The organism is Geminicoccus flavidas (assembly GCF_009806515.1).
In the GTDB taxonomy this organism is placed as follows: Bacteria; Pseudomonadota; Alphaproteobacteria; order Geminicoccales; family Geminicoccaceae; genus Geminicoccus; species Geminicoccus flavidus.
The window spans coordinates 1-10076 of the sequence record NZ_WUJP01000946.1; the positions used below are offsets into that span (position 1 = coordinate 1).

General features: G+C 66.3%; 19 protein-coding genes and 1 pseudogene. All 20 read left to right on the top strand.

The window, feature by feature from the left end; genetic code table 11:
* A partial coding sequence (gene rpsC, locus EQG76_RS27100) for a 30S ribosomal protein S3 (RefSeq protein ID WP_159718075.1) occupies positions 1 to 392 on the top strand: 392 nt, incomplete at its 5' end.
* Between the two features lie 9 nt (positions 393 to 401).
* Positions 402 to 812, top strand: coding sequence for a 50S ribosomal protein L16 (gene rplP, locus EQG76_RS27105; RefSeq protein ID WP_159718077.1), 411 nt, complete (start codon positions 402 to 404; stop codon positions 810 to 812).
* A gap of 3 nt (positions 813 to 815) precedes the next feature.
* Positions 816 to 1022 (top strand): 50S ribosomal protein L29, encoded by a 207-nt coding sequence (gene rpmC / locus EQG76_RS27110; RefSeq protein ID WP_159718079.1) that lies wholly within the window; start codon positions 816 to 818, stop codon positions 1020 to 1022.
* Between the two features lie 13 nt (positions 1023 to 1035).
* The gene (gene rpsQ, locus EQG76_RS27115; RefSeq protein WP_159718081.1) at positions 1036 to 1296 is read left to right on the top strand and encodes a 30S ribosomal protein S17; all 261 of its coding nucleotides are present in this window, start codon (positions 1036 to 1038) and stop codon (positions 1294 to 1296) included.
* 12 nt (positions 1297 to 1308) lie between these two features.
* On the top strand, positions 1309 to 1677 hold the full coding sequence (gene rplN / locus EQG76_RS27120) for a 50S ribosomal protein L14 (protein WP_159718083.1): 369 nt from the start codon (positions 1309 to 1311) through the stop codon (positions 1675 to 1677).
* Positions 1677 to 1994 (top strand): 50S ribosomal protein L24, encoded by a 318-nt coding sequence (rplX, locus tag EQG76_RS27125; RefSeq protein ID WP_159718085.1) that lies wholly within the window; start codon positions 1677 to 1679, stop codon positions 1992 to 1994. Before rplN ends, rplX begins: the two co-directional genes overlap by 1 nt.
* Positions 1995 to 2001: 7 nt before the next feature.
* Positions 2002 to 2541, top strand: a complete 540-nt coding sequence (rplE, locus tag EQG76_RS27130) for a 50S ribosomal protein L5 (RefSeq protein ID WP_159718087.1) — start codon at positions 2002 to 2004, stop codon at positions 2539 to 2541.
* Between the two features lie 20 nt (positions 2542 to 2561).
* Entirely contained in the window at positions 2562 to 2867 is a 306-nt protein-coding gene (gene rpsN / locus EQG76_RS27135; RefSeq protein WP_159718089.1) for a 30S ribosomal protein S14, read from the top strand.
* A 12-nt stretch (positions 2868 to 2879) separates the two neighbouring features.
* Entirely contained in the window at positions 2880 to 3278 is a 399-nt protein-coding gene (gene rpsH / locus EQG76_RS27140) for a 30S ribosomal protein S8 (protein ID WP_159718091.1), read from the top strand.
* Positions 3279 to 3280: 2 nt separating this feature from the next.
* The gene (rplF, locus tag EQG76_RS27145; protein ID WP_159718093.1) at positions 3281 to 3814 is read left to right on the top strand and encodes a 50S ribosomal protein L6; all 534 of its coding nucleotides are present in this window, start codon (positions 3281 to 3283) and stop codon (positions 3812 to 3814) included.
* A 2-nt stretch (positions 3815 to 3816) separates the two neighbouring features.
* Positions 3817 to 4179, top strand: coding sequence for a 50S ribosomal protein L18 (gene rplR / locus EQG76_RS27150; RefSeq protein WP_159718095.1), 363 nt, complete (start codon positions 3817 to 3819; stop codon positions 4177 to 4179).
* A gap of 20 nt (positions 4180 to 4199) precedes the next feature.
* Positions 4200 to 4760: a 30S ribosomal protein S5 gene (gene rpsE / locus EQG76_RS27155; protein ID WP_159718097.1), complete on the top strand. Its 561-nt coding sequence runs from the start codon at positions 4200 to 4202 to the stop codon at positions 4758 to 4760.
* An 8-nt stretch (positions 4761 to 4768) separates the two neighbouring features.
* Positions 4769 to 5004, top strand: a pseudogene (gene rpmD, locus EQG76_RS33740) (50S ribosomal protein L30).
* A gap of 5 nt (positions 5005 to 5009) precedes the next feature.
* The gene (gene rplO / locus EQG76_RS27165; protein ID WP_159718099.1) at positions 5010 to 5492 is read left to right on the top strand and encodes a 50S ribosomal protein L15; all 483 of its coding nucleotides are present in this window, start codon (positions 5010 to 5012) and stop codon (positions 5490 to 5492) included.
* 9 nt (positions 5493 to 5501) lie between these two features.
* Positions 5502 to 6854, top strand: coding sequence for a preprotein translocase subunit SecY (gene secY / locus EQG76_RS27170; RefSeq protein ID WP_159718101.1), 1353 nt, complete (start codon positions 5502 to 5504; stop codon positions 6852 to 6854).
* The gene (locus EQG76_RS27175; RefSeq protein WP_159718103.1) at positions 6854 to 7531 is read left to right on the top strand and encodes an adenylate kinase; all 678 of its coding nucleotides are present in this window, start codon (positions 6854 to 6856) and stop codon (positions 7529 to 7531) included. Before secY ends, EQG76_RS27175 begins: the two co-directional genes overlap by 1 nt.
* Positions 7532 to 7623: 92 nt before the next feature.
* On the top strand, positions 7624 to 8004 hold the full coding sequence (rpsM, locus tag EQG76_RS27180; protein ID WP_159718105.1) for a 30S ribosomal protein S13: 381 nt from the start codon (positions 7624 to 7626) through the stop codon (positions 8002 to 8004).
* A gap of 2 nt (positions 8005 to 8006) precedes the next feature.
* Entirely contained in the window at positions 8007 to 8405 is a 399-nt protein-coding gene (rpsK, locus tag EQG76_RS27185) for a 30S ribosomal protein S11 (RefSeq protein ID WP_159718107.1), read from the top strand.
* Positions 8406 to 8497: 92 nt separating this feature from the next.
* Positions 8498 to 9514 carry a DNA-directed RNA polymerase subunit alpha gene (locus EQG76_RS27190; protein WP_159718109.1) on the top strand — a complete coding sequence of 339 codons (1017 nt, stop codon included), beginning with the start codon at positions 8498 to 8500 and terminating at the stop codon, positions 9512 to 9514.
* 86 nt (positions 9515 to 9600) lie between these two features.
* On the top strand, positions 9601 to 10035 hold the full coding sequence (gene rplQ, locus EQG76_RS27195) for a 50S ribosomal protein L17 (protein ID WP_159718111.1): 435 nt from the start codon (positions 9601 to 9603) through the stop codon (positions 10033 to 10035).
* Positions 10036 to 10076: the final 41 nt, after the last annotated feature.

The following is a 10076-nucleotide window of genomic DNA, read 5'->3' on the forward strand; positions in this document are numbered from 1 at the left end:
ACGTGCATCTGAACATCGTCGAGGTGCGCAAGCCTGAGCTCGACGCGAAGCTGATCGCCGAGAGCATCGCCCAGCAGCTGGTCCGTCGCGTCACCTTCCGCCGCGCCATGAAGCGCGCGGTGCAGGCGGCGATGCGGCTGGGTGCGCTCGGCATCCGGGTGACCTGCTCGGGCCGCCTGGGCGGTGCGGAGATCGCGCGGACCGAGTGGTATCGCGAGGGCCGGGTGCCGCTGCACACGCTGCGCGCCAGCATCGATTTCGCCAGGGCCACGGCGCACACGCCGTACGGCACCAACGGGATCAAGGTGTGGGTGTTCCGTGGCGAGATCATGGAGCATGACCCGTCGGCCTATGATCGGCGCATGGCCGATGCCACGCCGGCCCGGGGTTGAGATCGGACAATGCTGCAGCCTAAGAGAACCAAGTACCGCAAGGCGTTCAAGGGCCGGATCCACGGCCTGGCCAAGGGCGGTGCGGAGCTGAACTTCGGTGCGTTCGGCCTGAAGGCGGTCGAGCCGGCGCGGATCACCGCCCGGCAGATCGAATCGGCCAGGCGGGCCATCACACGTCACCTCAAGCGTGCCGGCCGAGTCTGGATCCGGATCTTCCCGGACGTGCCGGTGACCTCCAAGCCGGCCGAGGTCCGCATGGGCTCCGGCAAGGGCTCGGTGGACTTCTGGGTGGCGCGGGTGAAGCCCGGCCGGATCATGTTCGAGATCGACGGTGTCGCGCCCGAGCTGGCCGAGGCCGCCATCGCGCTGGGTGCTGCGAAGCTGCCGATCAAGACGCGCTTCGTGCAGCGGGAGCTCTGAGCGATGAACGCTTCGGATATTCGTAACGAAGACCGCAAGGCGCTGATCGACCGGCTGCTCGGCCTGAAGAAGGAGCAGTTCAACCTGCGCTTCCAGAAGGCGACCGGGCAGCTCGAGGGAACGGCGCGGATCCGCGAGGTCCGGCGGGACATTGCCCGGGTCAAGACGGTGCTGCGCGAGCAGGCCGTCTCGGCCAAGACCGGCGCCTGAGGAGTTAGTAGCGATGCCGCGTCGCGTGTTGCAGGGCCAGGTGGTGAGTGACGTCAACGACAAGACCGTGGTGGTCCGGGTCGAGCGTCAGGTCATGCACCCGCTCTACAAGAAGTACATCAAGAGCAGTAAGAAATACATGGCTCACGACGAGTCGAACCGGTTCAAGATCGGCGACACCGTCCTGATCCGTGAGTGCCGGCCCCTTTCGGCGCGCAAGCGCTGGGAAGTGCTGGTCGAGGACGCTGCGGCCCCGTCGTCCGCAGAGGCGTGAGGATCAACTGACATGATCATGCCCGAGACCGATCTCGATGTTGCCGACAACTCGGGAGCGCGTCGGGTCCAGTGCATCCGTGTACTGGGTGGCTCGCATCGTAGGTGGGGTTCGGTCGGCGACGTCATCGTCGTCGCCGTCAAGGACGCCATACCGCGCGGCAAGGTGAAGAAGGGCGACGTGGCCATGGCCGTCGTCGTCCGCACGGCCAAGGAAGTGTCGCGGCCCGACGGGTCGGCGATCCGGTTCGACCGCAACGCTGCCGTGCTGATCAACAAGCAGGGTGAGCCGATCGGCACCCGCATCTTCGGGCCTGTGACCCGCGAGCTGCGCGCCAGGAAGTTCATGAAGATCATCTCGCTCGCGCCTGAGGTGCTGTGATGGCGGCGAAGGTCAAGAAGGGCGACAAGGTCGTCATCCTCACCGGACGCGACAAGGGTCGCCAGGGCGAGGTCCTGAAGGTCGACCCGAAGGAAGGCCGCGTGGTCGTCCAGGGCGTGGCGATGATCAAGCGCCACACTAAGTCGACCGGCATGCGCGAGAGCGGCATCGTGGAGCGGGAAGCGGCGATCGACGTGAGCAACGTCGCGCTGCTCGACCCTTCCGATGGCAAGGCCACGCGCGTCGGGTTCAAGTTCCTCGAAGACGGCCGCAAGGTGCGCGTTTCCAAGCGCACCGGCGAGCTGCTCGATCGGTGAGGCGGGCATGGCACGTCTGAAGGCACATTACGAGAACACGGTCCGGGCCGCCCTGACCGAGCAGTTCGGCTACAAGAACCCGATGCAGGTTCCGAAGCTGGACAAGATCGTCATCAACATGGCGGTCGGCAAGGCGACCCAGGACGCGAAGAAGCTCACCAATGCGGCAGCGCAGCTCGCCAAGATCGCCGGCCAGAAGCCAGTGATGACCAAGGCGCGCAAGTCGGTGGCGAACTTCAAACTGCGCGAGGGCATGAACATCGGCTGCAAGGTGACCTTGCGGCGCGAGCGCATGTACGAATTCCTCGACCGCCTGATCAACATCGCGATGCCCCGCATCCGCGATTTCCGTGGCGTCTCGCCGAAGAGCTTCGATGGTCGTGGCAACTACGCCATGGGCCTGAAGGAGCAGATCATCTTCCCGGAGATCTCGTTCGACGAAGTCGACGAGAATCGCGGGATGGACATCATCTTCTGCACGACCGCATCGACCAATGAGGAGGCCAAGGCGCTCCTCGCGGCATTCAGCATGCCGTTCACGAAGTGATCTGAGCCAAGGATATCGTCGTGGCGAAGAAGAGTTCAGTAGAGAAGAACAAGCAGCGCCGGGAGCTGGTTGCCCAGCAGGCCGCCAAGCGCGCCGAGCTGAAGGCGATCATCAAGCAGAAGGACATCGACGACGGCGACCGCTTCGAGGCCGTCCTCAAGCTGGCCGAACTGCCGCGGAACGGATCGAAGGTCCGGATCCGCAATCGTTGCGAGATGACCGGCAGGCCGCGTGCCTATTACCGGAAGCTCGGTCTTTCTCGTATCGCATTGCGGGACTTGGCATCCACGGGGCAGATCCCCGGGATGGTCAAGTCGAGCTGGTAAGGGGTTCGCGGAATGGCGATGTCCGATCCGCTCGGTGACCTGTTGACGCGCATCCGGAACGGCCAGCGGGCCGCCAAGGGTGCCGTCCTGGCGCCGAAGTCGTCGATGCACGTGCGTGTGCTGGAAGTCCTCAAGCGCGAAGGCTACATTCGTGGCTTCGGCGAGGTGGAGCAGGCGCCCGGCAAGCAGTCGCTCAGCGTCGAGCTGAAGTACCACAATGGCGAGCCGGTGATCCGCGAGCTGAAGCGGGTGAGCAAGCCCGGCCGCCGCGTCTATGCCGGCGTGCGCGACCTGCCGACCATCTATAATGGTCTCGGCATCGCGATCGTCTCCACGCCCCGTGGGGTGATGTCCGACGCCGAGGCGCGGGCAGCCCATGTCGGCGGCGAGATCCTGTGCCTGGTGTTCTGACCATGTCCCGTATCGGCAAGCATCCGGTCCCCGTACCGGCTGGCACCACCGTGTCGGTGGAAGGCCAGACCATCCGGGCCAAGGGCAAGCTCGGCGAGCTGTCCGCGGTCCTGCACGACGCGGTCGCCGTCTCGATGGAAGACGACAAGGTGGTCGTGAAGCCCCGTGAGATGGACCGTCAGGGCCGTTCGCTCTGGGGCACCTCGCGCACCATGGTGGCCAACCTAGTCAAGGGCGTGTCCGAAGGCTTCACCGAGCGGCTCGAGATCAACGGCGTGGGCTACCGCGCCTCGCTCGACGGCTCGGTGTTGAACCTGCAGCTCGGCTACAGCCACGACATCAAGTACGCGGTGCCGAAGGAGATCAAGGTCGTGGTCGAGACTCCGACCTCGATCCAGATCAGCGGTGCCGACAAGCAGAGGGTCGGACAGCTCGCGTCCGAGATCCGGGCGTTCCGCCTGCCTGAGCCGTACAAGGGCAAGGGCGTGAAGTACGCCAGCGAGACGATCCGTCGCAAGGAAGGCAAGAAGAAGTAACCATGGTGAAGGTGGACGAGCGCTTCGAGCGTCGCCGGCGTCGGGTTCGCTTCGCGATCCGGCAGCGGGCCTCCGGCCGTGCCCGGCTGTCGGTCTTCCGGTCGAGCTGCCATATCTATGCCCAGGTGATCGATGACACCAAGGGCGTGACCGTGGCGGCGGCTTCGACGGTGGAGCCGGCCCTGCGCAGCGAGCTGAAGACCGGGGCGGATATCAATGCCGCCAAGCGGATCGGGCAGCTGATCGCGGAGCGGGCCAAGGCGGCGGGTATCGAGACAGTGGTGTTTGACCGTGGTGGCTATCAGTACCACGGTCGGGTGAAGGCTCTGGCCGACGGCGCCCGCGAGGGCGGCCTGTCGTTCTGATCCATCGCGGGAGGACGGAAATGGCGCGTCAGCGCGGTGGAGACGATCGCGGCGATCGGGATAGGGGCGAGTCCGAATTCGTGGATCGGCTCGTTGCCATCAATCGCGTCGCGAAGGTGGTGAAGGGCGGTCGGCGGTTCGGCTTCTCGGCCCTGGTGGTCGTGGGCGACGGCAAGGGCCGGGTCGGCTATGGCAGTGGCAAGGCACGTGAGGTGCCGGAAGCCGTGCGCAAGGCGACGGAGGCCGCGAAGAAGGGGCTGATCCGGGTGCCGCTGCGCCAGGGGCGCACGCTGCATCACGATTCGATCGGTCACTTCGGTGCGGGCCGGGTACTGCTGCGCTCGGCGCCTCCGGGTACCGGCGTGATCGCGGGCGGCCCGATGCGGATGGTGTTCGAGGCACTCGGCATCGGCGACGTGGTCGCCAAGTCGCTGGGCACGTCGAACCCGCACAACATGGTCAAGGCCACGTTTGCGGCGCTCACCTCGGTGGCGAGCCCCCGGACGGTCGCCGCCAAGCGGGGCAAGAAGGTCTCCGACCTGATCGGCCGCCGCGAGGCGATCGAGCCGAAGGCGGAGTGACGGGGCCCATGGGCAAGATCAAGGTGACCCAGGTGCGCAGCCCGATCGGGCGGCGCGCCGACCAGCGCGAGACCCTGATCGGTCTCGCGCCGACCAGCGCGAGACCCTGATCGGTCTCGGTCTGAACAAGCTGCACCGGACCCGCATCCTGGCGGACATCCCGGAAACGCGTGGGCGGATCGACAAGGTCAAGCATCTCGTGGTGTTCGAGACCGTGGCCGGCGACGAGCCGGCCCAGGGCTGAGAATCATGAAACTCAACGAACTCCGGGACAACCCGGGTGCCCGCGGTCCGCGCAAGCGGCTCGGGCGCGGCATCGGCTCCGGCCTGGGCAAGACCTCGGGCAAGGGCCACAAGGGTGCCAAGGCGCGCGCCGGCGGCGTGAAGCCGCCGTACTTCGAAGGCGGCCAGATGCCGCTGTACCGACGCCTGCCCAAGCGCGGGTTCACCAACATCTTCCGTCCGGAATATGTGGTGGTGAACCTCGACCGGCTGCAGCAGGCGGTGGATGCCGGCCGCATCGACACGGCGCAGCTCGTGGACGCCGCCGCCATGATGGCGGCGGGCCTGGTCAGCGATCCCAAGGACGGCATCCGCCTGCTCGGGCGGGGCAGCCTCACCACGGGCCTGACCATCGAGGTGGTCGGGGCCTCGGCCTCGGCCGTGCAGGCGGTCGAGAAGGCCGGCGGCAAGGTGAACGTGATCGGCGGCGCCGTCGCCGCGTCGGAGTAAGGAAGAACCATGGCCTCGGTCGCCGAACAGCTTGCGGCGAACGTCAACTTCGGTGCTTTCGCCAAGGCGACCGAGCTTAAGAAGCGCCTGTGGTTCACCCTGGGCGCGCTGATCGTGTACCGGCTCGGCACCTATGTGCCGCTGCCGGGCATCGATCACGCGGCCATGGCGCAGATCTTCCAGAGCCAGGCCGGCGGCATCGTCGGCATGTTCAACGTGTTCGCGGGTGGCGCCCTCGAGCGCATGTCGATCTTCGCGCTGGGCATCCTGCCCTACATCTCGGCCTCGATCATCCTGCAGTTGATGACCGCGGTTTCTCCGACCATGGAGGCCCTCAAGAAGGAGGGTGAGAGCGGCCGGAAGAAGATCAACCAGTATACCCGCTACCTGACCGTGGTGCTCTGCGCCTTCCAGGCCTATGGGCTGGCGATCGGGCTGGAAGGGACGACGAGCGGCTTCGGTAGCGCCGTGATCGACCCCGGCTGGTTCTTCCGCTTCTCCACGGTGGTGACCATCGTGGGTGGCACCATGTTCCTGATGTGGCTGGGCGAGCAGATCACCGCCCGTGGCATCGGTAACGGCATCTCGCTGATCATCTTCGTGGGCATCATCGCCGCGCTGCCATCAGCGCTGGCCAGCCTGCTGGAGCTGGGGCGCACCGGTGCCATCTCTCCGGGCTTCATCATCGCGCTGATCGTGCTGGCGCTGGCAGTGATCGCGGCGATTGTGTTCATGGAGCGGGCGCAGCGCCGGGTGCTGGTGCAGTATCCCAAGCGCCAGCAGGGCAACCGCGTGTTCGGCGGCGAGAGCTCGCACCTGCCCTTGAAGGTCAACACCGCGGGCGTGATCCCGGCGATCTTCGCCAGCTCGCTGCTCCTGCTGCCGGCGACCTTCAGCAGCTTCATTGACGCGAACACCAGCCATCCCTGGCTGATCGAGCTGAACGCCATGCTCGGTCGGGGCCACCCGGTGCACATCCTGCTCTACGTGGCGCTGATCGTGTTCTTCGCCTTCTTCTACACGACCATCGTGTTCAACCCGAAGGAGACGGCGGAGAACCTGCGCAAGCAGGGCGGATTCATCCCGGGCGTGCGGCCGGGCGAGCGGACTGCGGCGCATCTCCAGTACATCCTGACCCGGCTGACGGTGGTGGGTGCCGCCTATCTCGCGGCGGTGTGCGTGCTGCCCGAGATCCTGATCTCGGAGTATGCAGTGCCGTTCTACTTCGGCGGCACCAGCCTCCTGATCGTGGTGTCGGTGACCATGGACACGGTCGGCCAGATCCAGTCCCACCTGATCGCCCACCAGTATGAGGGGCTGATCAAGAAGGCCCGTCTGCGCGGCCCGGTCGGGAGACGCTGATGCGCATCGTTCTCCTGGGCCCGCCTGGTGCGGGCAAGGGCACTCAGGCCGGCTGGATCCGCGACCGCTATCACATCCCGCAGCTCTCCACCGGCGACATGCTGCGGACTGCGGTGGCAAACGGCACCGAGGTCGGGCTGCAGGCCAAGGCGATCATGGAGGCCGGCAAGCTGGTCTCGGACGACGTGATCAACGCGATCGTGGCCGAGCGGATCGACCAGCCGGACTGTGCCCATGGCTTCATCCTGGACGGATTCCCGCGGACGACGCAGCAGGCGGCGGCACTGGAGCAGATGCTCGCCCAGCGGGGGCTGGCGCTGGATGTAGCGCTGGAGTTCAAGGTAGACCCGGCGGCACTGGTGGAACGGATCTCGGGCCGGTTCTCCTGTGCCAGCTGCGGCACCGGCTATCACGACCAGTTCAAACGACCCAAGGTGGACGGGGTCTGCGACGTGTGCGGCGGCACGGAGTTCGTGCGCCGCAAAGACGACCAGCCTGAGACCGTGCAGGCGCGTCTGGATGCCTACGAGGCCCAGACCGCCCCACTGCTGCCCTATTTCAGGGAGCGCGGGCTGCTGCGTACGGTCGATGGCATGGCAGCCATCGAGGAGGTGACTGCTGCGGTGGCTTCCGTCCTCGAGGCGGTGAAAAAGGACGACGGGGCGGCTAACGCTTGACAGTCGTAAATCGGTTCTTATGATCCGCGCACTTTTGTCGCCACCGGCAGGTGGCGATGCGATCGCGCGTTGCGTTGGAAAGGGAGCGATCGGTGGCTCGTATCGCAGGTGTGAACCTGCCCAGTGGCAAGCAGGCCTGGGTTGCGCTGACTTATATTTTCGGGATCGGGCCGCACAGCTCTCGCTTGATCCTGGATGAGGTCCAGATCGACCACAGCCGGCGGATCAACGATCTAAGCGACGCGGAGCTCGTGAAGATCCGCGAAGTGATCGACCGTCGCTTCAAGGTCGAAGGCGACCTGCGCCGCGATGTGGCGATGAACATCAAGCGGTTGATGGATCTCGGCTGCTATCGCGGCCTGCGGCATCGCCGCGGCCTGCCGGTGCGCGGTCAGCGGACCCACACCAACGCGCGTACCCGCAAGGGTCCGGCCCGGGCTATCGCCGGGAAGAAGAAGGCGACGAAGAAGTAATCATGGCTACTGGCAAGGACACGGGCGGTCGCATCAAGCGCCGCGAGCGGAAGAACATCACGTCGGGCGTGGCGCATGTCAGCGCCACGTTCAACAACACCATGGTGACCATCACCGACGCGCAGGGCAATGCGATTGCTTGGTCGTCGGCCGGTGCCCAGGGCTTCAAGGGCTCGCGCAAGTCGACCCCCTTCGCGGCGCAGGTCGCCGCGGAACTGGCCGCGCGCAAGGCCATGGAACACGGCATGAAGACGGTCGAGGTCCAAGTGCGCGGGCCGGGCTCGGGACGCGAGTCGGCGCTGCGTGCGCTGCAGGCGGCCGGCCTCGTCGTGAGCACGATCCGCGACGTCACGCCGATCCCGCACAATGGCTGCCGGCCGCGCAAGCGTCGCCGCGTCTGACCGCCCAATCTTCCCGCTGAACGGGTCCCGGCGCGCCGCGAGGTGCCCGGGACCCGTTCTTACGATCGATCGTCGTTCCTGAGAGGCATCCCGTGATCCAACGGAACTGGCATGAGCTGATCAAGCCCCAGAAGCTCGACATTCAGGTCGGCCGGCGCCCGGATCGTGAAGCGACGGTGATCGTCGAGCCGCTGGAGCGCGGCTTCGGCATCACCATCGGCAATGCGTTGCGCCGCGTCCTCCTGTCGTCGCTTCAGGGTGCCGCGATCACTTCCGTGCAGATCGACGGCGTGCTGCACGAGTTCGCCGCCATCCCGGGCGTCCGCGAGGACGTCACCGATATCGTGCTGAACCTGAAGACCGTGGGCATCCGCGCCCATGGCGAGGCGCCCAAGCGCTGCTACCTCAAGGTCGAGGGGCCGGCCGTCGTCACCGCCGGCATGATCGAGACGCCGCATGACGTGGAGATCATGGATCCCGACCAGGTGCTCTGCCATGTCGACCAGGGCGGCAAGCTCTCGGTCGAGCTGACCGTGCAGACTGGCAAGGGCTATGTCGCAGCACACCTGAACAAGGCCGAGGACGCGCCGATCGGCCTCATCGCCATCGACGCGATCTACAGCCCGGTGCGCAAGGTCGCCTACAAGGTCGACAACAGCCGCGTCGGCCAGCAGACGGACTATGACCGCCTGACCCTGCAGCTCGAGACCGACGGCTCGGTCAGCCCGGAGGACGCGCTGGCGCTGGCCGCGCGCATCCTGCAGGACCAGCTGCAGCTCTTCATCAACTTCGAGGAGCCGCAGGCCCATGGTGCCGGCGAGGTCAAGCGCGACCTGCCGTTCAACCCGAATCTGCTGCGCAAGGTCGACGAGCTGGAACTGTCGGTCCGCTCGGCGAACTGCCTGAAGAACGACAACATCGTCTATATCGGCGACCTGGTCCAGAAGACCGAGGCCGAGATGCTGCGCACGCCGAACTTCGGTCGCAAGTCCTTGAACGAGATCAAGGAAGTGCTGGCGCAGATGGGCCTGCACCTGGGCATGGAAGTGCCTGGCTGGCCGCCGGAGAACATCGAGGAACTGGCCCGCAAGGTCGAGGAGCCCTTCTGAGCCGTCTTTCGTGACGGCAGGGCAGGGCAGCTAGGGTTTCATCGGGCCGCGTCGGTCGCGTCCCTTGGCAACGTCGGAAGGTCAACATGCGTCATCGTGTCAGCGGCCGTGCTTTCAGCCGCGACAGCTCCCACCGGCAGGCGATGTTCGCCAACCTGGTGAGCGCACTGGTCAAGCACGAGCAGATCGTGACGACCCTGCCCAAGGCCAAGGAACTGCGCCCGATCGTCGAGAAGATGGTCACGCTCGGGCGCAAGGGCGACCTGGCTACGCGCCGCCTCCTGATCGCGCGCACCCGCAGCGAGGTCACGGCCAAGAAGCTGGTCGAGGTGCTGGGCCCGCGCTACGCGAGCCGGCCGGGCGGCTATGTCCGGATCCTCAAGGCCGGGTTCCGCTATGGTGACAACGCGCCCATGGCGGTGATCGAGTTCGTCGATCGCGACATCGAGGCCAAGGGCAAGGACAGCGGCCCGGTGCCGGTGCGCGAGGAAGCCGACGAGGTGGTCGCCGCCACGGCCTGACCGGGGACGGCTGCGGGGCAGGGGTCGAGGCTAGGCTTGCG